The sequence below is a fragment of the Archangium lipolyticum genome (assembly GCF_024623785.1).
GTDB lineage: Bacteria > Myxococcota > Myxococcia > Myxococcales > Myxococcaceae > Archangium > Archangium lipolyticum.
In genome coordinates, this window is sequence record NZ_JANKBZ010000005.1 from 348,014 (window position 1) to 373,020 (window position 25,007).

Sequence of the window (25,007 nt, forward strand, 5' to 3'; positions counted from 1 at the left end):
ATTTCACTAATCGGACCTCCAGTATCCAGAAGCAGACTTTCGTCGCGGAGGAGGGCTCACCGTTGGGCACAGGGGGGCACAGGTTGGTCGGCGTCCATGGCCATCGCAATCGTGCTGGGCATCGTGCTGGTCGCACTGGTGCTCTTCTCCATCGACGTGGTTCCCATCGAGGTGAGCTCGCTGGTGGTGGTATGTCTGCTGGCGCTCACCGGAGTGTTGACGCCCCAGCAGGCCTTCGAGGGGTTCAGCAACGACACCGTCATCTTCATCTTCACCCTGTTGGCGATGACGGAAGGGCTCGCCAGTACGGGTGTGGTGCAGCTCGTCGGACAGAGGCTCGCCTTCTTCGCGCGCTTCGGACACCAGACGTTCGTGCTGGCGATGATGGTGGTGGTGGCGACGTTCTCCTCGATCGTCTCCAACACGGTGACGACGGCGGCGTTCCTGCCGGTGGCCATCGGCGCGGCGCACCGCGCCAAGGTGCCCAAGAGCAAGGTGCTGCTGCCGCTGGCGTACGCCTCCATGCTGGGAGGCATGGTGCTGCTGTTCGGTACCTCCACCAACCTGGTGGCCTCCGCGGCCTTCCCGCGCTTCGGACTGGCGCCCATCGGGGTGACGGAGCTGTCTCCGGTGGGACTGCCGGTGGCGGTGCTGGGCATGCTGGTGGTGGTGTTCCTCGGGCCGCTGCTGCTGCCCTCGCGCGTGGGCAAGGGCACGGTGTCCGACTGGATTCTGCGTGACTACCTCACCGAGGCGGTGCTGCCCGCCGACTCGCGCTACCAGGGCAAGGAGCTGGCGGAGATAACGGAGGGCCTGGGGCTGCGCGTCATCGGGGTCATCCGCGACGGCCAGTCGCTGCCCGCGGTGCCCACGTACCGGTTGGTGGGGGACGAGCGCCTCATCGTCGAGGGCAACCGCGAGGACATCCTCCGGGTGAAGGACCTGAAGGGAATCGAGATCCGTCCGGACATGCGGCTGTCGGACACGGACCTGCGGCCCCAGGACACCATCCTGGTGGAGGCCACGGTGCCCACGGGGAGCCCGCTCATCGGCCGCAGTCTGAAGGAGACACTCTTCCTGGAGCGCTATGGGCTGGTGGCGCTGGCGCTGCACCGCAAGCCCGCCATCCAGCGGCTGACGAAGCTTCAGTTGCTGGGGCGGCTCTTCGGCGGGCAGTCGCTGTCCGCGCTGCCGCTGTCGGTGGGTGACGTGCTGCTGCTGCGCGGCCCCCGGGATCGGGTGCAGGAGCTGTCGGATGGCGTCAACCTGCTCGTGCTCGGGGACGTGGAGTACCAGCCGCCGCGCTACGGCAAGTGGCTGCTGGCGGTGGTGCTCTTCCTCGGGGCGCTCGCGGCGGGCACCGTCAAGCTGGTGCCGCTGTCCGTGGCGGGACTGGCGGGCATGCTGGCGATGATCGCCACCGGGTGCGTGGACGCGCGGCGGGCCTTCCGCGTGGACTGGCGCGTGGTGCTGCTCATCGGCTCCATGATGGCGCTCGGCGTGGCCATGGAGGAGAGCGGTGCGGGCAGGTTCCTGGGCAACATGGCGGCGGGACTCGGCAGCTACGGAGGCCCACGCACGGTGCTGTTCGTGATGATGACGCTCACCATCCTGCTGTCGGCGCCCATGAGCAACCAGGCCGCGGCCCTGGTGATGCTCCCGGTGGCCATCGGCGCCGCCCACCAGCTGGGCGTGGACCCGCGTCCCTTCGCCATCGGGGTGACGCTGGCCGCGAGCTGCTCCTTCATCACGCCCCTCGAGCCGAGCTGCGTGCTGGTGTACGGCCCCGGCCACTACCGCTTCACCGACTTCTTCCGGTTGGGCACTCCGCTGACGGCCCTGCTGCTCGCCTTCCTCGTGGCGGTGGTGCCCGTCGTCTGGCCCTTCCAGAAGGCGGGGGGCGAGCCGGCACGGCCCCGGGAGCCGGTGAGCCAGCGCGTGTTGAAGCCTTGAGCACGTGCTCATCCGTTGACGCATCCTGGCACGGCCTCGTTTGCGAGGCCCGGGGCGCTCCAGTACCGTGCCCACGGGCCCTCCTTTGTCCTCCACCTCCCAGTCCCTCCGACTTCGCTGGCATCTCGTCCGGCTCGCGCTCGGAACGCTGATTCCCGTTGTCGCCTTCGCGGCGGTCGTGGTCTTCCAACTGGCGCGCGCGGAACGCGAGGCCGTCGAGCTTCGTGTGCTGCGGTCGGCGCGCGCGCTCGCGTCGGCCTTCGAGCGCGAGATGTCGGGCTCCATCCGGACGCTTCAGGCGCTGGCCGAGTCCGACCGTCTCGATCGAGGTGAGTTGGAGGCCTTCCTCGAGGAGAGCACGCGGGTGCTTCGCACGCAGCCCTCCTGGCGGCATGTGCTGCTGATCTCTCCGGACGGGCAGCCGTTGGTGAACACGGCCTACCCGTGGGGCGCCCCGCTTCCAGCCGTCGCCGATACGGAGAGCTTCACGCGTGTCGTCGAGACGCACCAGCCCGTCATCGGAAACCTCGCCGTCGGCCAGGGCGCGCGAAGGGCGCTCGCCTTTCCCGTCCGGGTTCCGGTGATGCGTGACGGAGCGCTCCGGTACGTGCTCACGGCCGTCATCACGCCGGAGTCGCTCACGGACATGGTCACCCGTCAGGCACCCGGCAACGAGGAGTGGACGCGCACGCTGGTCGATTCGAGGGGGACCGTGGCCGCCCGCACCGTGGACCCCGCGCGATTCGTCGGACAGCCGGCCTCGCGCTCGTTCCTCGAGAAGACCCGGGTCGCGGAGCAAGGTGTGTTCGCCAACACGTCGATGGATGGCGTGCCGGTCTACGTGGCGTTCAGGCGGTCGCAGCCGTCGGGGTGGACCGCCGCGGTCATCAGCCACAGGGGAGCCCTGGACACGCCGGTGACCCGCTCGATGCTCTTCGTTGGAGGGTTCGGGCTCGCGCTGCTGCTGGTGAGCGTGGGAGGCGCCTGGGTCTTCTCCCGGCGCCTCGAGCGTTCCATCACGGAAGCCGCGACCGCCGCGGCCGCCCTCGCGGAGGGAGTCCCTCACCACATGGAACCGTCCAGCGTGCGCGAGCTCACGCGGCTCGGTGAGGCGCTGGAGCGCTCCGGGCGGTTGCTGCGGGAGCGGGAGCGGGAGCGGGACACGAACCTCGCCGCCGCCGAGGAGGCACGGGCCGAAGCGGTCGAGGCCACGCGGGCGAAGGACGCGTTTCTCGCCATGCTGGGACACGAGCTGCGCAACCCACTCGCGCCGATCGTCACCTCGTTGGAGCTGCTCCGGAGGCGGGGCCTCGCGGGGACACCCGAGCACGAGGTCATCTCGCGGCAGCTCCGGCACGTGGTCCGTCTCGTGGACGATTTGATGGACGTGGCCCGGATCACCCGCGGGCGGATGTCGCTTCACCGCGAACCGCTCGAGCTGTCCTCCGTGGTGGCCCGGGCCGTGGAGGCGACGGCCCCACTCGTCGAGCAGCGGCGGCACGCGCTCGTGGTCGATGTGCCCTCCTCGGGCCTGCGGGTGCTGGGGGATGCCGATCGCCTGACACAGGTGGTGGCCAACCTGCTCACGAACGCGGCGAGGTACACGCCACCGGGCGGGCACCTCCAGGTGCGGGCCCGCGCGAGCGATGGGGGCATCACGCTCGTCGTCGAGGACGATGGACAGGGATTGCAGCCGGACCTGCTCCCCCGGCTCTTCGAGCCCTTCGTCCAGGGGCCGCGCACGGTGGAGCGGAGCGAGGGAGGGCTCGGTCTCGGGCTGTCGCTCGTCCGGAGCTTCGTCGAGGCACATGGTGGCCGCATCGAGGCACGCAGCGACGGTCCCGGCCGGGGCAGCTCCTTCACGGTCTGGCTGCCGGGACACGAGGAGGCCGTGGAGCAGTCCACCCCGAGCGAGCGGCGGGAGGAGCTTCCCCCAGCAACCGGGGACGCGTCCGGGGAGCCCCTCCGCGTGCTCGTCGTCGACGACAACGTCGATGCCGCCGACGGGCTGGCCGACCTGCTGGAGCTGAGCGGGTACCAGGTGGCCGTGGCACATGACTGCACGGAGGCGCTGAGCCGGGTGGACGCGCTCCGCCCGCATGTGGCGCTGCTCGACATCGGATTGCCCGACGTGGATGGGTACGGGGTCGCCGAGCGCATCCGGGAGCGGATGGGTGAGGCGAGCCCCGTCTTCGCCGCGCTCACCGGCTTCGGCCAGGATGGGGACCGCGCACGCAGTCACGCGCTGGGGTTCCGCCACCACTTCGTGAAGCCCATCGACTTCGACGAGCTGAACGCCTTCCTGGAGGCGCAGCGGCCGGGGCGGAGCGAGGTCGCGTGAGTCAGTGGATGGCGGCGCGCAGGCCGATGCCGTTCAGCACCTGGGCCTCGTGGTCGAGCAGCACGTCCAGCCGGGCGCGCACCGAGGCCTCGTCCCCACCCGCCGCGGTGACGGCCAGCCGGTAGAAGAGCGACTGGTGGCCATCCTCGGACTGGGCCAGCTCACCGTAGAAGCGGCGCAGCATGGGGTCCGCCAGTCCCTCGGCCAGGAGGGAAAGCCGCTCGCAGGAGCGCGCCTCGATGATGGCGGCCACCAGCAACCGGTCCACCTTGCGCCCCTCGGCGGAGGTGCGGACGGCCTTCTGCAGGCCCTGGGCGTACGGGTCGCCCGCGTCGCGCCCCAGCGTCAGTCCCCGGGCCGCCATCAGGTCCAGCACCCGGGCCAGGTGCGCGCTCTCCTCTCGCGCCAGCCGCGCCATCTGCGCCGGCAGGCCGGGCAGGTCCGGGTAGACCTGCAACAGCGAGAGGGCATTGGCCGCCGCCTTCTTCTCGCAGTGGGCGTGGTCCACCAGCACTTCGTCGAAGCGCTCGAGCGCCAGGGGAAGCCAGCGCGGGTCGCTGGGGACCTTGAGGATGACGGGGCCCTCTCCGGAGAGGGGACGGCGATCGGGCGTGGGACGGGACATGGAGCGTGCGGAGTGTAACCGCCTCGCTCGGGAGCGCTACTCCACCAGCACCAGCCGCTGGGAGCGCTGGGCCAGGTAGCCCACCTTGCGAGCGATGCGCGCCATGGACTCGTCCTTCTCGTCCACCCTCAGCGTGAGCCTCGGCAGTGACGAGAGCAGGAAGCGGGAGATCTGCCCCAGACACAGGGTGGCGTGGCCCTTGCCCCGCTGCGAGGGCACCGTGTACAGGCCCTCCAGCTCGGCCCCGAATTGGGAGCGGCTGCCGATGTCCACCTTGAAGACCAGCTCGCCGTTCTCCTCCAGCACGTAGGTGCGCCGCGCCCTCACGCGCTGTGCCACCCGCTCCTCGAAGTTCGGATCCTCCGCGAGCGCGTCCCGGTCGTGGATGTCCCGCACCGCCCCGGCCGCCAGGGGCACCAGGCGCGTGAGGTCCTCCTCGCGCGCCAGCCGGAGCAGGGGATTGGTGAAGGGCCCCAGGTCGTCGGCCGACACGGAGAAGAGGCGGTACGTCTTGGACAGCCGCGGCTTGCCCGCGCACAGGCTGCGCACCAGCGCGTCCACCGCGGGCTTCTCGCCCACCGACGCCTTGAGCCTCACGCGCTCGGCCAGCGCATCCGCGATGACCCCGGTGGCCACGCTGTCACCCGCCGAGGGCACCACCAGCGCGCCTCCTCCTCCCACGAAGACGGCCGCCGTGAGCGTCTTCCCATCGAAGCGGCCCCAATAGGAGTAGCTGGAGCGGGTGTCTCCAATGCCGAACTCCGCCAGCAATCCGAGCAGGTAGATGTTGTGTGCCGGATCCTTGGCGAGCAGCGCCTTCAGCGCATCGCTGTCCTTGGAGGTGAGTTGTTGGACGGTGACGGGCATGTCGCGCGGTCGGGGCGCAGTACACCATATGCCATGCCGTGGTTTTCAAGGGCCTCCGTCATTCCGGGGCCGGAAGTGGAACGGGTGGCTCAGGGTAAGCGGCGCTTTCCCAGGTGGGGCGGAAAATTGTGTGTCGGCGAGAGCATCGAGCAGGCAGGCGTGCACGAAGGGATCCTGGAAGGTGCTCTCCACCACCTCGGCGCCCTGGAACCTGCCGCGCTCCCCCCGGGCTTCGAGGGTGAAACGCAGCTTCACTGTCTGTGCACCCGCGTGGCGCAGGGACGCGTCCTGGAGGCACTCGCGCACCAGCGGTTGGAGGGCCCGGAAGGCCACCCGGACCTCCTCCTTGTCCCAGGTGCCCGGGGGAGGATCAGGAATCGGCTCCTCCTCCCGGGGTGGAGGGGGCGGTGGCGTGGCGACGCGGGGAACGGGCCGGGCCGGTTCCGGTGGAGGGGCAGGAGAGGGGAGGGGGGTGGGTGGCTCGAGCGGGGCGGGTGGGGGTGGGGGCACGGCGTGCTCCGGCGCGTCCCTCGTGAGCCAGAGCGCCAGCGCGCTCAGGGCCACGAAGGGGATGACCACCCAGAGGAAGACGGCTCTGCCCGACATGTGCACCTTCAACCCTGGCCCCGGGGGTTCGCGTCCCCGGCGGGCCCGCTCAGGCCTTCATTCGAGGCCCAGCGCCTCCTTCAATAGCGCTTCCCGGGCGACGACGGGCGAGCGGGGGAGCAGCTCGGGACGGAAGCGCCGCACCAGCTCCTCGCTCGTCACGGGGGTGCCATCCCCCAGCCCGCTCCAGGCCGCGAGCAGCCCGAGCACCCGCTCGACCGCGATGCCCCGCTCACGCAGCTCGGCCACCGCGAAGGCGCCCTCCCGCTTGGCCAGCCGCTTGCCGTCCTCTCCGAGCACCAGGGGCACGTGCCAGAAGCGCGGAGGCGTCACACCGAGCGCCCCGTAGATTTGAAGCTGTCGCGGGGTGGAGGACAGCAGGTCGTCCCCACGAAGCACGTCGGTGATGCCGCTGGCCGTGTCGTCCACCACCACCGCGAGCTGGTAGCTGGCGACCCCGTCGTTGCGGCGCACCACGAAGTCCCCCACCACCGTGGCCACGTCCTGGCAGTAGCGGCCGTGCAGCCCGTCCTCGAAGCACCACTGGCCGGGGGCCGCCCGGAAGCGCAGGGCGGGCACCCGCGTGCGGGCGCGCTCGGCGATGGCCTCGGGGGTGAGGGACGCGCAGGTGCCGGGGTAGCGCGGCCCTTCCTCGCTCAGGCCATGCGGGGCGCTCGCCGCGCGGGCGATCTCCGCGCGCGTGCAGAAGCACGGGTACACGCGGCCCGTGCGCTCCAGCTTCTCCATCGCTTCCCGGTAGACGTCGTCGCGCTGGCTCTGGACGAGGGGCGTCTCGTCCCAGTCCAGCCCCAGCCACTCGAGGTCCCGGTACAGGTCCTCGAGGTACTGCGGCCTGCAACGCGCGCGGTCGAGGTCCTCGATGCGCAACAGGAACTGGCCGCCAGCCGCGCGGGCCTGGAGCCAGCCGAGCAGGGCGCTGCGGGCGTTGCCGAGGTGGATGCGGCCGGTGGGGCTGGGCGCGAAGCGTCCGCGGAAGCTCATGGGTTTACCGGACGGCAGCCTAGCGCGCCTGGAGCGAACCCGCCGCTCCCACCTTGGTCCCTGGACGGGGCATGCACAGCTTTCGCTGGCCTCGGGCCCGGCGGAAGGTTACTTCCCGGCTCTCCGCCGGGCGGGGAGGCGTGCCCGCGTCACCCGTCGTGCCCTGGATGAACCCGATGCGCTTCCTCCACTGCTCCGACGTCCACATCACCGCGAACTACTTCTCCCTGCCCCTGCGCAAGCTCGGCTGGCGGCGCTGGCTCGCCCTGGCCGAGCTGTCCGTGGGAGGCCGCAGCAAGGCCTACGCGCGAGCCCCCGAGACGCTCGCCACCATCGCGCGTGATGCCGAGGGGCTCGGGGCGGATCACTTCATCCTCTCCGGGGACGTCACCGCGTACGCGCTGGAGCCGGAGTTCCAGGTCGTGCGCGAGTCGCTCGGTGCCCTGGCCGAGGATCCGCGCCGCTGCACCATCATTCCCGGCAACCACGACGTCTTCACCCCGGGCAGCCACCGCGTGGGCCGCTTCGCGCGCCACTTCGGCCACCTGCTGGAGAGCGATCTGCCCGAGCACCGGCGCGAGGGGCCCTTCCCCTTCGTGCGCCTGGTGGGGGAGGAGGCCGCGGTGGTGGGGCTGCTGTCGGCGCGCGTGCCCTTCGTGCCGGGCATGGCGCAGGGCTTCATCGGCCCGGCGCAGCTGGACGGGCTGGCGGCGTTGGTGAAGGACCCGAGGCTCGCGGGCCGGGCGCTCCTGGTGGTGGTGCACCACGCGCCGCTCACCCACCACGGCCGGGCGGATCGCTACTTCCACGGCTTGAGGGACGCGCAGGCGCTCTTCCAACTGCTGCCGGGGCCGCGCTACGCGGTACTGCACGGACACATCCACCAGCGCTACCACCACCCGGCCACCGCCGAGCGCCCGCATGTCTTCGGCGCGGGCTCGTCCACCCAGGCGGGGCGCGAGGGCTACTGGCTCATCGAGGTGAAGAAGGGCCAGGTGGTGGGCGGGCAGAAGCACGTCCCCGGAGGGGCGTTGCACTGAGCCCGCCCGGGCCGCTCAGGCCTGCAGTCGCGGGGCCGCGTAGCGGCGCACGAAGTGGATCCACCGGCGATCATCCACCTCCACCTGCCACTCGCTGTTGGGCGTGAGGGGCAGGCGCTGCTTGAGGAACTTCTCCAGGTGGTCCGCGGCCTTCACCGGCGTGAGGCCGGGCGCGCGGAAGGCGACGCGCAGGAAGACCTCGAGCGAGGGAGCCACTTCCACGATGGCGAAGATGCGCAGCGGGCCCACGCGCCGCTGGTAACGCACGTCCTCGCCCGGCACGGAAGCCGGCGCCTGATTGGCCGGTTGTGACGCCATCCAATTGGACGGCTCGAGGACGAAATCGAGCAGCTCCGCGCTCGCCTCTTCCAGCGTTGCGTGCTCGTGGATGGAAAGCATGCCCACCTCCCTGTTTGGCCGTCCGCATGAAGAATGTGCCCATGCGGCAAGGGCGTGCAAGGGGGCATCGGGGCCTTGATGGCGAGCGTCGGACACGTGTCAGTGTCGTGTGGTACGCGTCTGCGCGCGGGCCGTGCTCGCTCCGCTGGTGAACACTCACCGGTGCATGCCGCTCAGCGCCCGAGCACCACCGCGGCGAGGAAGCGCCAGGAGATGCTCGTGGCCTCGCCGCTCAGGATGTCGATGAGCTCGTCGCGCACGCGCGCGCTGCGGTCCGCCGCGCGGAAGATGCGGTCCAGCAACCGGGGGCGCTCGAAGGCGCGCATCAGCCGGCGGTTGAGGTGGAACGCGGTGCGGAAGCGCGTCTCCCAGCGCCGCCCGTAACCCCCGAGCCCCCGGGCCGAGAAGTCTCCCGAGGCCACCGCCTCGGCGACGGCCTCGGCGGCGAAGGCTCCGGACTCCAGGGCGAACTCGATGCCCTCGCCCGTGAGCGGGTTGACGAAGCCGGCCGCGTCTCCCAGCAGCAGCGCCCGGTCGAAGATGGTGTGCCGGGCGAAGGAGCCGAACGGGAGGTGGTGCCCCTTCACCTTCCCGATGCGCCTGGCGCCGGCCAGCTCCTTGGCCACGTTGGGGCTCGCGCAGAACTTCTCCATCAGCTCGGGGAGCTTCGCCCCGGACGCGGCGAGCTGGTCCGCCCGCATGCCCAGCCCCACGTTGGCCCGGCCGCCCGGCAGCGGGAAGATCCACCCGTAGGCGGGCAGCAGCTCCTCCTCCCAGAAGAAGGCCATGCTGCGCGGGTGCGAGAGCTGGACGTTCTCGTAGTAGGCGCGGACGGCGAAGGCGCCCTCGTGCTTCGGGAAGTCGGGTGCCCCGAGCGCGCGCCGGACCACCGAGGGCGAGCCATCACACCCGAGCACCACGTCGGCGCGCAGGGGCTCACCCTCGCGGCAGCGCAGGAGGATGCCCTTCGCGTCCCGCTCGATGCCCTCCACCTGTACACCCTCGCGCAGCTCGGCGCCGGATTGGACCGCGCGCTGCACGAGGCGCTCGTCGAGCACCTGGCGGGGAATGGCGCAGGCCTTGCCGCCGAAGAGGCGGGTGGGGATGCCGATCTCCAGCACCACGCCCCCCGGAGAGATGGTGTAGACGGAGTCCACCATCGCGGCCTCGGCGGCGGGCAGCTCACCGAGCCCCAACCGCTCCAGCATCCACAGCGTCCGGGGCGTGCAGCCATCTCCACAGGTCTTGTCGCGAGGGAAGTGGTTGCGCTCGAGCAGCGTCACGCGGGCGCCCTGCTGGGCGAGGAACGTGGCCGCGGACGAGCCCGCGGGTCCGGCGCCGACGATGGCGACGTGTGGAGAGGAGGAGGGGCGCATGGGCCGGAAGATGCCACATCGGCCCTGTTTCCAGGGTCAGGGAGTGACCTTGGGGGTGCTGGCGGCCGGCCCGAGGAGCTCGGCCAGAAGCCTGGGTCGTGCCTCCTCGAAGGCGCGCTCCACGTCTGCCAGCAACTCTTCCGCGCCCCTCAGCTCGTTGCGCCTGGCGCGGGCCTGCAGCTTCTGGCTGCACTGACGCACGCGCGGCATCCCGTACATCCCGCTGCTTCCGGCCAGCCCGTGTGCCTCGTGTTCCAGGGCCTCGGCCTTGCCCGCGGCCAGCAACTGGCGCATGTCCTCGAGCTGCGGGGGGATGCTGGCGAGGTAACGGTGGACCAGCTCCGCGAGTGCCTGGGGCTCCTCGGGATCCACGAGCTCGCGCAGCCGCGCGAGGTGCTCCATATTGAGGATGGGAACCGCGTCCTCCATAGGTGGGTCATCCTACCCAGTGCCGGCGGGCACGTCGATGATGCGCTCGTTTCGTCACGAAGGATCGTCCCCGGCCGTGCCTCAGGCCGTCGTGGGCTGCCGCGAGGGACGCGGGCGCTCCACGGCGGCCTTGAGCTGGCCGCAGCCGGCGTCGATGTCGATGCCGCGGCGCTGCCGCACGGTGCTGGGCAGGCCGTAGCTGGCGAGGATGTCCTGGAAGGCGCGCACGGCCTCGGGGCCGCTGGGGTTCTGGCCGTAGCCCACCGTGGGGTTGAGCGGGATGAGGTTGACGTGCGCCTCCATGCCCTCGAGCAATCGTCCCAGGGCGTGGGCCTGCTCGGGCGTGTCGTTCTGCCCGGCGATGAGCGCCCACTCGTAGAAGATGTGGCGCTTGCGCTTCTCCACATAGTAGCGGCAGGCGTCCATCAGCTCGGCCAGGGGCCACTTGCGGGCCGCGGGCACCAGCGCGCCGCGCTCCGCGTCCGTGGCGCCGTGGAGGCTGACGGCGAGCTGCACCGGCCGGTCCTCGTCCGCGAGCCGGCGGATGCCCGGCACCACGCCCACGGTGCTCAGGGTGATGAAGCGCGGCCCCAGCGCGAGCCCCAGCTGGTCCACCATGATGTCCACCGCGGCCAGCGTGGCGTCGTAGTTGTGCAGGGGCTCGCCCATGCCCATCAGCACCACGTTGCGCAGGGACTCGTTCGTCTCGCGGAGGATGCGGGTGACGTGCAGCACCTGGCCGATGATCTCCCCGGGCGACAGGTGCCGCACGAAGCCCATCTGTCCGGTGGCGCAGAAGACGCAGCCCATGGCGCAGCCGGCCTGGGTGCTGAGGCACACGGTGGCCCGGCCCTTGAAGCGCATGAGGACCGTCTCCACGGTCTGTCCGTCGCGCAGCCGCAGCAGCAGCTTCCGGGTGTAGCCGTCGGAGCTGAAGACCTCATGGTGCGTGGAGGGCCGCTCCAGGTGGGCGCGCTCCTGGAGTGCCCGGACGAGGTCCGGCCGCAGCCCGGGGAGGGAGTCGAGGGATTCCACCTGCTGGCGGTAGAGGGCCTCCCAGAGCAGGTCGCGGTAGTAGGCGCTATAGCCCCAGCCGGCGAGTAGCTCGCCGAGGGCGGCACGCGGCAGGTCATACAGGTTGACCGGTGAGGTGACGGGCGTGGACTGCATGGTCATCGAGCGATAACACACCCGGGCGCCTGACTCATGGAATGCGAGAAACCAGGAGCCCGTCCACCCTGCCTCGGGAGCCAGCGCTCGCTCCCTCGCCCGGTGCCCTTCTGATGCCTCGACGTCAGATTGATCCCCTTTCGTGGGGAGTAGACAGTCAAGGGGGGATGTAGGGCCACCCCACGCGACTTACCCTCCCTGTGTGCGGATGGAGCGGCGATGGGATGTGGTGGTCGTGGGTGGGGGCGCCAGCGGTACGTTGTTGGCGGCGCAACTGTTGAGGGGTGCTCGTGCGCCCTTTCGGGTCGCGCTGCTGGAGCGGACGGGGCGCATGGGCCCCGGTCTGGCCTATTCGACGGAGAGCCCGAGCCATCTGCTCAATGTGCCCACCGGGAGGATGAGCGCCTTCCCGGATGACCCGGAGCACTTCCTCCGGTGGATGCGTCGTGTCGAGCCGGGGACGGGGCCCGGAGATTTCGCGCAGCGCAGGCGCTACGGCCAGTACCTGGAGGACGTGCTGCACGAGGCGCGGCGGGACGCGGCGCCGGGCGTCGAGCTGGAGTTCCTGTCGGGCGAGGTCGTGTCCATCGCCCAGGAGGGGGACTCGGTCCGGGTGGCGCTCGAGGGCGGCCCGGTGCTCGAGGCGCGGATGGCGGTGCTGGCGGTGGGCAACTCCCTCCCCGCGGACCTGTCCGTGGAGGACGGCGGCCTGTACACGAGCCCCCGTTACATCCGGTCGCCCTGGCTCGAAGGCGCCCTGGAGCGGGTCGGACCCCAGGACACCGTGATGCTCGTCGGCACGGGCCTGACGATGGTGGACACCGTGCTGTCGCTGGTCGAGCGGGGACACCAGGGGCGCATCCACGCCCTCTCCCGGCATGGGCTGCTCCCGCACGTCCATCGCCCCGCCTCCGTCCGCGCGCTCGCGGAGTTCCAAGAGCCCCCGAGCATCCGCGCCATGCTGCGCACGCTGCGCCAGGAGGTCCGGCTCGCTCGCGAGGACGAGGGCTGGCGCGGCGTGATGGATGCCCTGCGGCCCCACATCGTCTCGCTGTGGCGGAACCTGCCCGAGCCGGAGCAGCGCCGCTTCCTGCGCCACCTGCGCTCCTTCTGGGAGGTCCACCGCCACCGCATGGCTCCTGCGGTGGGCGAGGTCCTCGAGCGGCTCCAGCGGACCGGCGTGCTGAGCATCCACGCGGCCCGTGTGCGGAGCTTCCGGCCTGTCGACCCGGGCGTGGAGGTCCGCTTCCGTCGGCGTGGCCTCGCGCACGAGGACACGCTGCTCGTCCAGCGCGTCATCAACTGCACCGGCCCTGATGGCACCATCGCTCGCGCGCACCCGCTGCTGCGGGGGCTGTTCGCGGCGGGGCACGCCCGGGCGGATGCGCTGGGGCTCGGCCTGGCCACGGATCCGGGGGGCGCGCTGCTGGACGCGGAGGGCGAGCCCTCGCCCGTGCTGTTCACCCTCGGGCCCCTTCGCCGGGGCGAGCTGTGGGAGACCACGGCCATCCCGGAGATTCGCGTGCAGGCGCACGCCCTCGCGCGGCGGCTGCTGGAGCAACGCGTCTCCTCCCAGAGGCCGCGCGACACCGAGCTCTTTCCTCTTCCGCCTCCCTTTCCCTGAGGCTCCGCCACCATGGGTCTTCAAATCCAGAAAGAGACGTTCGAGCCCGAGGAGTACGAGCGCTTCGGTCAGCGGCTCACCGAGAGCCTGGAGGCGCTGCGGCAGGTGCTGGCGCGTCCGGGCTTCGGCGTGGGGCCTCGCACCATCGGGGCCGAGCTGGAGATGTTCCTGGTGGATGCCGCCGGGTACCCGCTGCCGGTGAACCGGCAGGTGATGAGCCAGACGATGGACCCGCGGGTGACGGTGGAGATCGACCGGTTCAACCTCGAGTGCAACCTGCGGCCGGCGCCGCTGGCGGGGCGTCCCTTCACGGCGATGCGCGCGGAGTTCGAGAGCGCGCTGGCGGAGGTGCGGCGCGCGGCGGCCACGCAGGGGGCACGGGTGGCGGTGACGGGCATCCTCCCCACGCTGCGCGAGGCGGACCTGGGCAGCGGGGCCCTCACGGCGCAGCCGCGCTACCGGGCGCTGTCGGCCGCCATCCGCCGCCGGCGCCAGGAGCCCATCCGCGTGGTCATCGGCGGAGAGGACCGGCTCACCCTGGAGTGGGACGACGTGTCGCTGGAGGGCGCCAACACCTCGCTGCAGTACCACCTGCGCGTGGACCCGGCGGACTTCGCGCGGATGTACAACGCGGCCCAGCTGGCGACGGCGCCGGTGCTGGCGGTGAGCGGCAACTCGCCCTTCCTGCTGGGGCGGAGGCTGTGGGACGAGACGCGCGTGGCGCTCTTCCGGCAGGCGGTGGACGACCGGGGCGAGGCCCCGTCCGAGGCGCCGCAGCACGGGCGCGTCACCTTCGGGCACGGCTGGGCACGCCAGGGGGCGTTGGAGCTGTTCGCCGAGTCGGTGGCGCTGCACGCGCCGCTGCTGCCGGTGCTCGGTACGGAGTCGCCGCTCGCACGCCTGGCGGAGGGTGCACTGCCCCGGCTGGACGAGCTCCGGCTGCACCAGGGCACGGTGTGGAGCTGGAACCGCGCCATCTACGACCCGAGCGCGGGGGGGCACGTCCGCATCGAGATGCGCGCGCTGCCGGCGGGCCCCACGGTGGTGGACATGCTGGCCAACGGGGCGCTGCTGCTGGGCCTCACGCTGGGGCTCGCCGACGAGGTGGAGTCGCTGCTGCCGGGGCTGCCCTTCACGTGCGCCCGGGGCAACTTCCTGCGCGCGGCCAAGGAGGGCCTGGACGCGATGCTGCTGTGGCCCGAGCGCACCGCGCCCTCTCCCCGGCTGGTGCCCGCGGTGGCCCTGGTGGAGCGGCTGCTGCCCGTGGCCCGCCAGGGCCTGGTGGGCGCTGGGGTGGAGGCCGAGGAGGCGGACTCGCTGCTTTCCGTGGTGGCGGCCCGATTGCGCGCTCAGCAGACGGGTGCACGCTGGCAGCGGAAGATGTTGGCCCGGTTGGAAGCACACATGCCCCGGCCGGACGCACTGGGGGCTTTGTTGGAGCGTTATATGACGCACGCGGCGTCCGGCAGGCCGGTCCACGAGTGGCCGCTGGACTGAACCGGGTCAGGACTTTCGACGAGGACTTGCGAGCAGCCCCTCACCTTTGCGACGCTCCATCCATCTTCCTCCCCTCTCGTTGGTTGGTCTGCCCTGGTGAGTGAGCCTGTTGCTGCGAAGGTCCTCGTCGTCGAGGACAACCGGACGATGCTGGCCTTGATGCAGTACTACCTGAGCAAGGACTTCACCGTCTTTCTTGCCCGCTCCGCTGAGGAGGCGCTCGAGCTCCTCCAGCGGGAACAACTCCATGCCGTGGTGTCGGATCAGAACCTCGGCGATGGGTTGATGGGCGTCGACCTCCTCAAGAAGGTGGCCGAGCTTCAACCCCATGCCGCGCGCATCCTCGTGACGGCCTCCCAGAAGTTGGAGGACGCCCAGAAGGCCATCAACGAGGCGCGGGTGAACCACTTCCTCACGAAGCCGTTCACCGAGCAGGAGCTGAAGAACACGGTCGGCCAGGCGGTGCACAACGCCGCGCTGGTGCAAATCCGCGACAAGATGGTGCAGGAGCTCAAGGAGCAGCTCGGCCTGCGCCCCGCCAAGCCGGCGGCGGGCAAGCCGGGCACGACGCCTCCTCCGGGCGTGCGCCCCAAGACCGGCGATGCGCGGCCGGGGGACCCCAAGGGCGTCTCGCTCATTCCCGAGAGCGAGCGGCTGGCGTTCCGCGACGGGCTCACCGGGCTCTACAACCACCGCTACTTCCAGGAGGCGCTGAGCGCCGGGCTGGTGAGCGCGCGGCGCCGGGAGCAGAAGCTGGCGCTGGTGCTCATCGACATCGACGGCTTCCGGCGCTTCAACCTCTCGCGCGGGTACGCCGAAGGCGACAAGCTGCTGCGCCGCGTGGCGCACCTGGTGAACGAGCTGATGGAGGACCCCGTCACCCACGCCCGGAGCGACAACTCCTCGGAGATCGCCGCCCGGTACGACTGGGACGTGTTCGGGGTCGTCCTGTGCAACGCGGACCTGGAGCGGGCACGCGCCTACGCGGAGAAGCTGCGCAAGGCGGTGGAGGAGCTGGACGTGCCCGAGGGCAGCGGCGAGGCCGTGGGCGAGGTGACGGTGACGGCCGCGGTGGCCGTCTTCCCGGACCATGCGCGCAACGAGCAGGAGCTGATCTCCGCCGCCGAGAACGCGCTGCGCGGCTCCAAGTCGAGCTTCCCCAACCGCGTGGTCCTCGCCACGAAGGGCTGAGCGGGAGTCTCTCCGCCCGGTCGTCACCGGGCGGAGGGGCCAGGGGAAACGGGCACGCCTGTCAGCCGGTGTGCTCCTCCACCTTGATGACCTGGGTGTCCGCGATGTGGTCGTGGAGACACCGGCGGTCGGCGGCGAAGACGAAGAGCGGGTCGGCGAGGCTGAAGAGGTTGCAGGTGACGGTGCCGATGAACCACGGCACGACGTTGCGCAGGAAGATGAGCCGGCCGAGGTCCACCGGGCTTCCATCGAGGCGGACCACCTTGATGCCCATCGTGCGCTTGCCGAGGCTCTGGCCCGTCGTGACGAGCAGGTAGAGCTGATAGCAGAGCACGGCGAGGGTTCCCATCACCCCCGCGAGCGTGAAGAAGAGCGCCAGCCCCCCGCCGCCCTCCGAGCTGCTCGCGATGCCGCCGACGATCGTCAGGACGAACATGGGGAGGCTGATGGCGAACTGGTCGATGAGGGCGGCGGCGAGACGAGAGCCCGGCTCCGCGAGCGGCGCCGAGGCCGGCACGCAGCGGAAGCAGTAGTCCCCGCGGTCGAACCCCCTGCGGAGACACAGCTCACAGGCGTAGCTGCCGCACCGGGCACAGATGATGGCGGCCGCGCGGTCGGAGTGTTCGGCGCAGAGGGCACCGGAGCGCGGGGAGACGGACGGGTCTTGAAGCATGGGGCGCATGCTCGCAGGCCCGGCCGGGCGGCCTCAAGCCCCGGGCTCGTCCTCCACGCCACGGCGCAGGCCGAGCATCCGCCGTAGCTCGCGGGCGGACTGTCGGCTCACCTCCACCATGTGTCCACGGGCGGTGCGTGCCAGGTACCCGCCTGTTTCCAGCGGCTCCAGCCGGGTGACGTGGGCGAGGTTGAGCAGGGCGCGCCGGTGCACCCGGTAGAAGCCCTCGGTGGGAAGCCGGTCCACCAGTTCCTGGAGGGTGAAGTCCGTGAGGTAGTCGCCCTGGGCGGTGAAGACGGTGACGAGCTCGTCCTCGAGCGTGGCGTGGGAGATGGTCTCCGGGTCCACCAGCACGATGCCCTGGCGGGTGGGAATGGGAAGCCGGGCCAGGGGCCGCGCCAGCTGCTCGACGGCGGAGCCCTTGCCCGGCTCGGCGGCTCTGGGCGCGAGCCGGGTCCGTACCCGCTCCAGCGCCTTCTGCAGGCGCGAGGCCTCCACGGGCTTGAGGACGTAGTCCACGGCGCCGTGCTCGAAGGCGTCCACCGCGTGGTCGGCATGAGCGGTGACGAGGACGACGCGGGGGCCGTCGGCGGGCAGCAGCGCGAGCGCGTCCATGCCACTGAGCCCGGGCATGTGGATGTCGAGCAGCACCACGTCCACGCCGCCGGCCCGCACCGCGTCGAGCACGGCCGCGCCATCGGCGGCTTCGCCGCATACCGAGACATCGGGGAAGGCCGTCAGCAGGCGCACGAGGCGCTTGCGGGCGACGAGCTCGTCATCGGCGATGAGGACGCGCAGGTTTGGGCTCACGGGTTGGGAGTGTAGGCGAGCGCGCGGCGGCGCTCCATGGGGGGGCCCGGGTGCTCGGCGCGTGATGTTTTCCAGGGCTGGCATGGAGGACGAGGCTCTCGTGCGCCGCTCCTGGCCCGGTGGCGAGCGGCCATGAGCGCTCTCGCGCTACGCTGAGCGGGTCTCGAAGGCCCGTGAGTGCATCGGGTCCCCAGCCGAGGAGTGGTGACGCATGAATCAGCAGATCCGTCCATTGCCGCCGAAGGTGGAGGGCTTTCCGCTCATCGGAGCGCTGCCTGGGCTCCTGAAGGATCGTTTCGACTTCCTGGAGGCGGCCCGGCGCAAGCACGGTGACATCTACACCCTGGAGCTGGGCCTCTCGCGAGCCATCATCCTGACGCACCCCCGGCACGTGCAGCACGTGATGGTGGACCACCAGAAGAACTATTCGAAGAACGGCCCCATGTGGGACTCGATGCGGACGTTCCTGGGCAACGGGCTGCCGGTGAGCGAGGGGGAGTACTGGAAGCGGCAGCGGCGCCTGGTCCAGCCCGCGTTCCACCACCAGCGGCTGATGGCGCTGACGGACAGCATGGTGGAGGTCATCGACGAGCACCTGAAGCGATGGGAGCAGGTGGCGCGGACGGGGGAGCCCTTCAATGTCGCCCAGGCCTTCGCCGGCATCACCATGGACGTGCTCGTGCGCACCATGTTCGGCAGCGGGCTGGCGGAGGAGGACCTGAAGCGGGCGGCGCGGGAGGTGACGTACATCATCGACTACATGCTGTTCGGGATGATGACGCACAACCTGCCGGAGTGGGCTCCGGTGCCGGGCCGGGCTCGCTACCGGGAGGCGATTCGCATCGTCGAGGAGATCCTCTTCCGCGTCATCGATCAGGGACGCAAGGGTGGGGCGGAGGACAACCTGCTCACGCTGATGCTGAACATGGTGGACGCCGAGACGGGCGAGCGGATGACGGATGCGCAGATCCGGGACGAGGCCGTGGGCTTCTTCGTCGCCGGATTCGAGACCACGTCGGTGAGCCTGGGCTGGGCCCTCAACCTGCTGAGCCAGCATCCGGAGGCGGCCCGGCGGCTGCGGGAGGAAGTGGACGGAGTGCTCGGCCAGCGCGCGCCCGTGTTCGCCGACCTGCGCCAGCTCCAGTACTCGCGCAACGTGTTCCAGGAGGCGCTCCGGCTGTACTCGCCCTCGTACTGGATTGCCCGCCAGACGGTGGAGGAGGACGAGCTCGATGGCTTCCGGATTCCGGCGGGGAGCACGATGGGCGTCTTCTCGTACCTGGTGCACCGCAACCCGGCGATCTGGGAGGAGCCGCTGCGGTTCGATCCGGACCGTTTCACGCCGGAGCGCTCCGAGGGACGGCACAAGCAGGCGTGGCTGCCTTTCGGGGCCGGGACGCGGACGTGCATCGGCAAGGAGTTCTCGCTGATGGAGGGGCAGCTCATCCTCTCGCGGGTCGCGCAGCGCTTCGAGGTGTCGGCCATCCCGGGACGGGAGGCGAAGCTGCACATCGGCCTCAGCATGCGCGCGAAGGATGGCGTGTGGCTGCGCCTGAAGGCGCGGTAGGGGCTTCAACCCCGGGTCCTCCGGGAGGAGCGTGAGGGGGGCACCTCCACCACGGAGTCTCCGGCGATGGCGAAGAGGCGCTCGCCGGAGCGTGGGCGGATGTCCATGCCACCGGTGAAGGCGCTGAAGGCGGGCAGGACGCCGACCCCGGTGCCCAGGTGGAAGCAGGGCAGGCGGAGCCGGTCCGCGCCCGTGGAGAGCCGCACGGTGGGGTGGAGGTGGCCCGCCCAGACGTAGCGCCCCCGGGCGGGCTCGGGGTGGTGGGAGAAGCGGAAGGGGCCCTCGTCGAGGTAGGGCTCCACCAACGCCATCCGCCACGAGGGGGGCAGCGAGTCCAGGTGCCGGTCGTGGTTGCCGCGCACCAGCACCATCTCCACGTCGTGGCCGGAGCGCCAGGCGGTCACGCGCTCGAGCACTTCCGGGGTGAGACCCCGGCGCGAGTGGACGAGGTCCCCCACCAGGAGGAGCCTGCGGGCACCGGTGGCGCGCAGCGCGGCGGAGAGGCGGGCGAGGTCATCCTCCAGCACCTCGGGGGGCAGGGGGATGCCGTGCTGGTGGAAGCTCTCCGGCTTGCCCCAGTGCAGATCCGCCACCGCGAGCACGCCGCCCTCGGGCCAATGGAGGGCGCGCTCGGGGCACAGCTCCAGGTCGGTGCCGTCTATGCGGACAGTGATTCTTCGCGCAGCCATTTCTCCTTCATGCGCTCCACCCGGTCTACGAGGGACTCGTTGGAGAGGGTGGCGCCGATGCGCTCGACGACGAGCGGGAAGCCCAGGGGCGTGGGACGTGGAACGTGGACGAGCTCCAGGGGCGAGCGCTCCAGACGTTCCAGGGTGCTCACGAGCCGCACCTGCTGGAAGTGCTGCTCCAGCACCTCGCGCCGGGCCTGGGCGAGCAGCAGATGGTCCGGCTCGTAGCGGGCGAAGACGTCATAGAGGAGGCCGGCACTGGCCTGCACCTGGCGGGTGGACTTGCGCGCGCCGGGGAGCCCCGGCATCACGAGCCCGGCGACGCGCGCCACGTCGCGGAACTGGCGGCGGGCGAGCTCGCCGAGGTTGACGCTCTCGAGGATGTCCTCGACCAGGTGCTCGCGGGTGAAGAGGGCGGGACGCAGGGCCTCCTCGAAGGGGAAGGGCGAGGGCGTGAGCAGCTCCAGGCCATAGTCGTTCACCGCGAGGCTGAAGGTGGCCTTCTGGAGTCGGGTGAGACGCAGGGCGAGCAGCGCGGCGAGACCCTCGTGAACCAGCCGGCCCTCGAAGGGGTAGAGGAAGAGGTGGTGTCCCTCGCGGGTGTGGCAGAGCTCGGCGAGACACGCGTCACGGGAGGGAAGCCGGGACAGGCGGGACTGGGCCTCCAGCACGGGGCGGGCGGCTTCGAGCTCCGCGGAGTCGAGGTGTCCTTCTCGCACGGCGTGGAAGGCGCGGCGGACGGCGGCGGCCAGGGAGCCGGAGAGGGGCAGCCGTCCACCGCTCCAGCGTGGCGTGGCCGAGGCCCGCTCCTTGGCGGCGCGCACATAGGCGGTGAGGTCCTTCATCATGCGGAACTCGAGCCGCTTGCCGGCGAAGAGGAAGGTGTCGCCGGGGCGGAGGCGGCCGACATAGGACTCCTCGACGGTGCCCAGCCGGGGGCCCTTCAGGTAGCGCAGCTCCACGGTGGCATCCGAGGCGATGGTGCCGACGTTGAGACGGTGGAGGCGGGCGACGCGTGCGTCCGCGACGACATAACGGTCCTCGATGCGCTGGACGCGGCGGAACTGCGGGTAGGCGCGGAGGGTGGGGCCGCCCTCGGTGACGAGGAGGAGGGTGCGGTCGAAATCCTCCGCGGAGAGGCCGCGGTAGGCGAAGGTGTCACGGACCTCCGCGAGCAGGGCTTCACGGGTGAAGCCGCCGCCGAGGGCGCAGGTGACGAGGTGCTGGGCGAGCACGTCGAGTGGCTGGTGGAGGGGAGAGCGGGGCTCCACCTCACCGTGGGAGAGGGCCTCGCGGGCGGCGGCCATCTCGACGAGCTCGAGGGCGTGGGTGGGGACGAAGAGGAGGTGGGCGGTGGCGCCGGGGCGGTGGGCGCCGCGGCCGGCGCGCTGGAGGGTGCGGGCGATGCCCTTGGGGCTGCCCACCTGGACCACGCGCTCCACGGGGCCGAAGTCCACGCCGAGATCCAACGAGGAGGTGCAGACGACGAGACGCACGCCGCCATCCTTGAGACCGCGCTCGACGCGCTCGCGGGCCTCGCGGTCGATGGAGCCGTGGTGGAGGGCGAGGACGTGCTCCCACTCGGGGCGGAGGAAACGGAGCCCCTCATACCAGCGCTCGGCCTGGGAGCGGGTGTTGGTGAAGAGGAGGGTGGAGAGAGAGGGGTCGAGCCAGTCGGCGACCTTGCGCAACATGGAGAAGCCGAGGTGACCGGCCCAGGGAAACGCGTCGACGGAGTCGGGGAGGAGGGTCTCGATGCGGACGGGGCGGGCGAGGTCGGCGCGGATGAAGGAGGGAGAGACGTGAGGACCGACGGCGGCGCGGGCGGCCTCGTCGAGGTTGGCGAGGGTGGCGGAGAGGGCCCAGGTGCGCAGACCGGGGGAGAAGCGACGCAGGCGGGCGAGGGCGAGCTCGACCTGGGTGCCGCGCTTGGAGCCGAGCAACTCATGCCACTCATCGACGATGACGCAGCGGAGGGAGGAGAAGAGCTCGTGAGCGCGCTCGTTGCACAGGAGGAGGGAGAGGGACTCTGGGGTGGTGATGAGGACTTCGGGAAGCCGTTCACGCTGACGGCGGCGGATGGAGGAGGAGGTATCGCCGGTGCGGCTCTCGACGGAGATATCGGCGTCGAGGGCTGCCAGAGGAGCATTCAGAGCGAGCTCGATGTCACGGGAGACAGCGCGGAGGGGAGTGACATAGAGGATCTGCAATCCCTTCTGTCGATGGTGTGCGACGTCAGCGAGGGGGCCGATATAAGCGGCATAGGTCTTCCCTGCGCCGGTGGGGACATGAATGAGCCCACTCTGGCCACGGGAATACGAGTCCCAAGCCCGCAGCTGAAAAGGAAAAGGAGTCCAACCCTGAAGTTGGAACCACGAGAGCAAAGCACCACCCTCTCCCGCCGGGAGAGGGGACGGGGGAGAGGGTATCTGTAGAAATCGGGTTGAACCCTCTCCCTCTGGGAGAGGGACGGGGTGAGGGTCTACGGGAGGGCCCGTGGAGCTGCCCCTGGAGCGCCTACGCGGGGGCATGGAGCAACTCCTTCAACCGTTCCAGGGAATCGGCGTCACGAGGGGTCTTGTCGGAGCGCCAGCGGGCGATGCGAGGAAACCGCAGGGCAATACCCGACTTGTGCCTGGGGGAAGCGGCGATGCCCTCGAAGTGCAGCTCGAACACCTGAACAGGGTCGACGGAGCGAACGGGTCCGAACTTCTCCTTGGTATGCGCGCGGATCCACCTGTCGAGCCTGGCGATCTCCTCGTCGGTGAGTCCGGAGTAGGCCTTGGCGATGGGCAACAACTCCGAGCCGTTCCAGACGGCGAAGGTGTAATCGGTATAAAGCGAGGCCCTGCGTCCGTGTCCAGGATGTGCGTAGAGGAGGATGGCATCGACGGTGAAGGGGTCGATCTTCCACTTCCACCAATCACCGCGCTTGCGGCCGTGCTGATAGGGGGAGTCGAGGCGCTTGAGCATGAAGCCCTCGACGTTGCGGGAGCGGGACTCCTGGCGGACCTCGGCGAGAGCCTCCCAGGAGGGGGCATCGATGACGGGGGAGACGGGGAACAGGGGCCGGTCGCGGAGGAGGGACTCCAACCGGGCGCGGCGTTCGCGGAGGGGAAGCGCGCGGACGTCCTGTCCATCCAGCTCGAGCAGGTCATAGGCCATGAAAGCGGCGGGAGCCTCGGCGAGCACCTTGGAGGTCAGCTTCTGCCTGCCGATGCGGCGCTGAAGCAGGCTGAAGGGAAGAGGCTGCCCATCCGTGTAGGCGAGCACCTCGCCATCGAGGACGGTGCCATCGGGGAGGCTGGCGGCGGCCTCGGCGATTTCGGGGAAGCGCTCGGTGATGAGCTCCTCGCCGCGGCTCCACAGGAAGACGCCGCCCTGGCGGCGGATGAGCTGGCCGCGGATGCCATCCCACTTCCACTCGACGAGCCATCCCTCACGGTCACCGAGCTGTTCCACGGGCTGCTCCAGAGGGCTGGCGAGATAGAACGGATACGGACGCGAGCGGTCGCCATCGGAGACATCGGGGGCGATGAGCTGTTCGAAGAAGGCGCGGGAGGGAGCCCAGGTGCCCATGAGGCGGTGGGACACGGAGGCGGGAGGGAGGCCGGCGCGCTGGGCGAGGGCGCGGACGACGAGGGTGTCGGAGACGCCGACGCGCAGCTCGCCGGTGAGCATCTTGTTGAAGAGGAAGAGCTCGCGGCGAGGGAGCACGTGCCACCAGCCGGTGACGCGCTCGCGCTGTTCGAGGGGTGAGAGGCCGGCGAGGGGCAACAATCGCTCCTCCAACCAGCGGGACAGGGGAAGCTCCTCGGTGGCCTGGGGGCGCTCGGTCTGGTCGAGCAGGAGGGCGATGACCTCGGCGAGGTCGCCCACGACGGCGTAGGTCTCGTCGAAGAGCCACTCGGGGGTGGAGGTGAGGTCGCGGACCCACTCGCGGAGGGCCTTGGGGGGGACGAGGCGCTTGAGGCGGCGGCCGGTGAGGAAGAACAGGCCCCAGGCGGCGTCCTCGGGAGGGGTGTCACGGAAGTAGGCCACGAGCGCATCCACCTTGGCGTTGGTGGAGGTGGTGGCGTCGAGCGTGTCATAGAGGTCCGCCAGTCGCCGCACGCGTCAGTCCTCCGTCTCGCCCTCGAAGGGGGTGGAAAGGGGGGCCGCGTCGAGGCCCTCGTGTTCACGCAGGTAGCGCGCGAGCGTGTCGCTGGAGCCATGGGTGACGAGGACGCGAGAGGCGCCCGTCTCCTTCGCGGTGCGCAACAGACCCGGCCAGTCGGCGTGGTCGGAGAGGACGAAGCCGCGGTCATAACCCCGGCGGCGCCGGTTGCCGCGCACGCGCATCCATCCCGAGGCGAAGCCCGTCTCGTGCTCGCCGAAGCGGCGCATCCAGGTGGAGCCGGCGGCGCTGGGCGGGGCGAGGATGAGGGCACCGGAGTAGGAGGTGCCCTTCTCCACCTCGGAGACAGGGCGGGTGGGAAGCATGTGCACGCCCGCTTCGCGGTAACACTCCACCAGTGCATGCGTGGCGCCGTGGACCAGCACCTCGCGGTCCGTGAGGCGGGCCAGCTCAGCGAGGAGCCGCTGCGCCTTGCCCAGCGCGTAGCAGAAGAGCACCGAGGCGCGGCCGGCCTCGCGGTTGCCGTCCCACCAGCGCAGCACCTCCGCGGCGACGAGCCGGGTGTCGTCCCAGCGGTAGATGGGCAGGCCGAAGGTGGCCTCGGTGATGAAGGTGTCGCAGCGGACGGGCTCGAAGGGAGCGCACGTCGGATCCGGGTCTCGCTTGTAGTCGCCGGACACCACCCAGACTTCGCCCCGGTGCTCGATGCGGATTTGAGCGCTGCCCAGCACGTGGCCGGCGGGGTGGAAGCTGACCGTCACCTCGCCGAGGGACAGCCGCTCGCCGTAGTCGAGCGTGGAGATGTGCGAGTCCGCGCCGAGCCGCTTGCGCAACAGACCCAGGGAGGGGCGCGCGCCGAGGTACCGCTGGCTACCGCCCCGGGCGTGGTCCCCATGCGCGTGGGTGATGAGGGCGCGGGCCACGGGCCGCCAGGGGTCGATGTGGAAACCGCCGGGTGGGCAGAACAGCCCATCGGGGGTCACCGTCACGAGTGGCGGCCTGTCGAGAGAGGGGGAGACGTTCATCCGGCC

Annotated in this window: 21 protein-coding genes; 7 read left to right on the top strand and 14 right to left on the bottom strand. The window is 70.8% G+C overall.

Annotated features, from left to right (window positions below; all coding sequences use genetic code 11):
• Nucleotides 1–96 precede the first annotated feature (96 nt).
• On the top strand, nucleotides 97–1,953 hold the full coding sequence (locus NR810_RS14275; RefSeq protein ID WP_257452853.1) for an SLC13 family permease: 1,857 nt from the start codon (nucleotides 97–99) through the stop codon (nucleotides 1,951–1,953).
• 85 nt (nucleotides 1,954–2,038) lie between these two features.
• On the top strand, nucleotides 2,039–4,294 hold the full coding sequence (locus NR810_RS14280) for an ATP-binding protein (RefSeq protein ID WP_257452856.1): 2,256 nt from the start codon (nucleotides 2,039–2,041) through the stop codon (nucleotides 4,292–4,294).
• A gap of 1 nt (nucleotide 4,295) precedes the next feature.
• On the opposite strand, the gene miaE is transcribed toward NR810_RS14280, so the two are convergent.
• From miaE to gluQRS, 4 genes are read right to left on the bottom strand one after another with little or no spacing between them, the layout of a single operon-like run.
• Entirely contained in the window at nucleotides 4,296–4,919 is a 624-nt protein-coding gene (gene miaE, locus NR810_RS14285) for a tRNA-(ms[2]io[6]A)-hydroxylase (RefSeq protein ID WP_257452858.1), read from the bottom strand.
• A gap of 36 nt (nucleotides 4,920–4,955) precedes the next feature.
• Nucleotides 4,956–5,786, bottom strand: a complete 831-nt coding sequence (locus tag NR810_RS14290; protein WP_257452860.1) for a GNAT family N-acetyltransferase — start codon at nucleotides 5,784–5,786, stop codon at nucleotides 4,956–4,958.
• A 45-nt stretch (nucleotides 5,787–5,831) separates the two neighbouring features.
• The gene (locus tag NR810_RS14295; protein WP_257452862.1) at nucleotides 5,832–6,392 is read right to left on the bottom strand and encodes an AgmX/PglI C-terminal domain-containing protein; all 561 of its coding nucleotides are present in this window, start codon (nucleotides 6,390–6,392) and stop codon (nucleotides 5,832–5,834) included.
• 57 nt (nucleotides 6,393–6,449) lie between these two features.
• Nucleotides 6,450–7,394: a tRNA glutamyl-Q(34) synthetase GluQRS gene (gene gluQRS / locus NR810_RS14300; protein ID WP_257452864.1), complete on the bottom strand. Its 945-nt coding sequence runs from the start codon at nucleotides 7,392–7,394 to the stop codon at nucleotides 6,450–6,452.
• Nucleotides 7,395–7,570: 176 nt separating this feature from the next.
• Between gluQRS and NR810_RS14305 the strand changes: the two genes are divergently transcribed.
• Nucleotides 7,571–8,434 carry a metallophosphoesterase family protein gene (locus tag NR810_RS14305; RefSeq protein WP_257453253.1) on the top strand — a complete coding sequence of 288 codons (864 nt, stop codon included), beginning with the start codon at nucleotides 7,571–7,573 and terminating at the stop codon, nucleotides 8,432–8,434.
• Nucleotides 8,435–8,449: 15 nt separating this feature from the next.
• On the opposite strand, the gene NR810_RS14310 is transcribed toward NR810_RS14305, so the two are convergent.
• The 4 genes from NR810_RS14310 to rlmN form a co-directional block, all read right to left on the bottom strand.
• Nucleotides 8,450–8,833, bottom strand: coding sequence for a hypothetical protein (locus tag NR810_RS14310; RefSeq protein WP_257452866.1), 384 nt, complete (start codon nucleotides 8,831–8,833; stop codon nucleotides 8,450–8,452).
• 173 nt (nucleotides 8,834–9,006) lie between these two features.
• Nucleotides 9,007–10,209 (bottom strand): NAD(P)/FAD-dependent oxidoreductase, encoded by a 1,203-nt coding sequence (locus tag NR810_RS14315; protein WP_257452867.1) that lies wholly within the window; start codon nucleotides 10,207–10,209, stop codon nucleotides 9,007–9,009.
• A 36-nt stretch (nucleotides 10,210–10,245) separates the two neighbouring features.
• Nucleotides 10,246–10,638 (bottom strand): Hpt domain-containing protein, encoded by a 393-nt coding sequence (locus NR810_RS14320; RefSeq protein WP_257452869.1) that lies wholly within the window; start codon nucleotides 10,636–10,638, stop codon nucleotides 10,246–10,248.
• Nucleotides 10,639–10,719: 81 nt separating this feature from the next.
• Entirely contained in the window at nucleotides 10,720–11,814 is a 1,095-nt protein-coding gene (rlmN, locus tag NR810_RS14325; protein ID WP_407653776.1) for a 23S rRNA (adenine(2503)-C(2))-methyltransferase RlmN, read from the bottom strand.
• A gap of 202 nt (nucleotides 11,815–12,016) precedes the next feature.
• Between rlmN and NR810_RS14330 the strand changes: the two genes are divergently transcribed.
• The 3 genes from NR810_RS14330 to NR810_RS14340 all read left to right on the top strand — a co-directional run bounded on the left by NR810_RS14330 (nucleotide 12,017) and on the right by NR810_RS14340 (nucleotide 16,120).
• The gene (locus tag NR810_RS14330) at nucleotides 12,017–13,432 is read left to right on the top strand and encodes an FAD/NAD(P)-binding protein (RefSeq protein ID WP_257452871.1); all 1,416 of its coding nucleotides are present in this window, start codon (nucleotides 12,017–12,019) and stop codon (nucleotides 13,430–13,432) included.
• A 12-nt stretch (nucleotides 13,433–13,444) separates the two neighbouring features.
• Nucleotides 13,445–14,929, top strand: coding sequence for a glutamate--cysteine ligase family protein (locus tag NR810_RS14335; RefSeq protein ID WP_257452873.1), 1,485 nt, complete (start codon nucleotides 13,445–13,447; stop codon nucleotides 14,927–14,929).
• A gap of 96 nt (nucleotides 14,930–15,025) precedes the next feature.
• Complete coding sequence (locus NR810_RS14340) at nucleotides 15,026–16,120, top strand: GGDEF domain-containing response regulator (protein ID WP_257452884.1); 1,095 nt, start codon at nucleotides 15,026–15,028, stop codon at nucleotides 16,118–16,120.
• 61 nt (nucleotides 16,121–16,181) lie between these two features.
• Here NR810_RS14340 and NR810_RS14345 read toward each other — a convergent pair whose 3' ends face one another.
• Both NR810_RS14345 and NR810_RS14350 read right to left on the bottom strand, forming a co-directional pair.
• Nucleotides 16,182–16,793: an RDD family protein gene (locus tag NR810_RS14345; RefSeq protein WP_257452886.1), complete on the bottom strand. Its 612-nt coding sequence runs from the start codon at nucleotides 16,791–16,793 to the stop codon at nucleotides 16,182–16,184.
• A 33-nt stretch (nucleotides 16,794–16,826) separates the two neighbouring features.
• Nucleotides 16,827–17,603, bottom strand: a complete 777-nt coding sequence (locus NR810_RS14350; RefSeq protein WP_257452888.1) for a LytR/AlgR family response regulator transcription factor — start codon at nucleotides 17,601–17,603, stop codon at nucleotides 16,827–16,829.
• Between the two features lie 211 nt (nucleotides 17,604–17,814).
• Here NR810_RS14350 and NR810_RS14355 point away from each other — a divergent pair, with 211 nt between their 5' ends.
• Nucleotides 17,815–19,170 carry a cytochrome P450 gene (locus tag NR810_RS14355; protein ID WP_257452890.1) on the top strand — a complete coding sequence of 452 codons (1,356 nt, stop codon included), beginning with the start codon at nucleotides 17,815–17,817 and terminating at the stop codon, nucleotides 19,168–19,170.
• 5 nt (nucleotides 19,171–19,175) lie between these two features.
• Here the strand turns inward: NR810_RS14355 and pdeM are convergent, their stop codons facing one another.
• From pdeM to NR810_RS14375, 4 genes are read right to left on the bottom strand one after another with little or no spacing between them, the layout of a single operon-like run.
• The gene (pdeM, locus tag NR810_RS14360; protein WP_257452892.1) at nucleotides 19,176–19,859 is read right to left on the bottom strand and encodes a ligase-associated DNA damage response endonuclease PdeM; all 684 of its coding nucleotides are present in this window, start codon (nucleotides 19,857–19,859) and stop codon (nucleotides 19,176–19,178) included.
• Complete coding sequence (locus NR810_RS14365; protein ID WP_407653778.1) at nucleotides 19,829–22,390, bottom strand: ligase-associated DNA damage response DEXH box helicase; 2,562 nt, start codon at nucleotides 22,388–22,390, stop codon at nucleotides 19,829–19,831. Before NR810_RS14365 ends, pdeM begins: the two co-directional genes overlap by 31 nt.
• Nucleotides 22,377–23,972, bottom strand: coding sequence for an ATP-dependent DNA ligase (locus NR810_RS14370; protein ID WP_257452896.1), 1,596 nt, complete (start codon nucleotides 23,970–23,972; stop codon nucleotides 22,377–22,379). Before NR810_RS14370 ends, NR810_RS14365 begins: the two co-directional genes overlap by 14 nt.
• Nucleotides 23,973–23,975: 3 nt before the next feature.
• A complete protein-coding gene (locus NR810_RS14375) occupies nucleotides 23,976–25,001 on the bottom strand; it encodes a ligase-associated DNA damage response exonuclease (RefSeq protein ID WP_257452898.1) in 1,026 nt (341 codons plus the stop codon).
• Between the last annotated feature and the right edge of the window lie 6 nt (nucleotides 25,002–25,007).

Bases quoted from the DNA above. Each gene is read 5' to 3' on its own strand.
- NR810_RS14315 (WP_257452867.1), bottom strand. From the start codon at position 10,209: ATGCGCCCCTCCTCCTCTCCACACGTCGCCATCGTCGGCGCCGGACCC.
- NR810_RS14290 (WP_257452860.1), bottom strand. From the start codon at position 5,786: ATGCCCGTCACCGTCCAACAACTCACCTCCAAGGACAGCGATGCGCTG.
- NR810_RS14365 (WP_407653778.1), bottom strand. From the start codon at position 22,390: ATGCCCCCGCGTAGGCGCTCCAGGGGCAGCTCCACGGGCCCTCCCGTA.
- NR810_RS14330 (WP_257452871.1), top strand. From the start codon at position 12,017: ATGGAGCGGCGATGGGATGTGGTGGTCGTGGGTGGGGGCGCCAGCGGT.
- NR810_RS14335 (WP_257452873.1), top strand. From the start codon at position 13,445: ATGGGTCTTCAAATCCAGAAAGAGACGTTCGAGCCCGAGGAGTACGAG.
- NR810_RS14295 (WP_257452862.1), bottom strand. From the start codon at position 6,392: ATGTCGGGCAGAGCCGTCTTCCTCTGGGTGGTCATCCCCTTCGTGGCC.
- NR810_RS14320 (WP_257452869.1), bottom strand. From the start codon at position 10,638: ATGGAGGACGCGGTTCCCATCCTCAATATGGAGCACCTCGCGCGGCTG.
- NR810_RS14275 (WP_257452853.1), top strand. From the start codon at position 97: ATGGCCATCGCAATCGTGCTGGGCATCGTGCTGGTCGCACTGGTGCTC.
- NR810_RS14355 (WP_257452890.1), top strand. From the start codon at position 17,815: ATGAATCAGCAGATCCGTCCATTGCCGCCGAAGGTGGAGGGCTTTCCG.
- NR810_RS14310 (WP_257452866.1), bottom strand. From the start codon at position 8,833: ATGCTTTCCATCCACGAGCACGCAACGCTGGAAGAGGCGAGCGCGGAG.
- NR810_RS14345 (WP_257452886.1), bottom strand. From the start codon at position 16,793: ATGCTTCAAGACCCGTCCGTCTCCCCGCGCTCCGGTGCCCTCTGCGCC.
- NR810_RS14375 (WP_257452898.1), bottom strand. From the start codon at position 25,001: ATGAACGTCTCCCCCTCTCTCGACAGGCCGCCACTCGTGACGGTGACC.
- rlmN (WP_407653776.1), bottom strand. From the start codon at position 11,814: ATGACCATGCAGTCCACGCCCGTCACCTCACCGGTCAACCTGTATGAC.
- NR810_RS14305 (WP_257453253.1), top strand. From the start codon at position 7,571: ATGCGCTTCCTCCACTGCTCCGACGTCCACATCACCGCGAACTACTTC.
- gluQRS (WP_257452864.1), bottom strand. From the start codon at position 7,394: ATGAGCTTCCGCGGACGCTTCGCGCCCAGCCCCACCGGCCGCATCCAC.
- pdeM (WP_257452892.1), bottom strand. From the start codon at position 19,859: ATGGCTGCGCGAAGAATCACTGTCCGCATAGACGGCACCGACCTGGAG.
- miaE (WP_257452858.1), bottom strand. From the start codon at position 4,919: ATGTCCCGTCCCACGCCCGATCGCCGTCCCCTCTCCGGAGAGGGCCCC.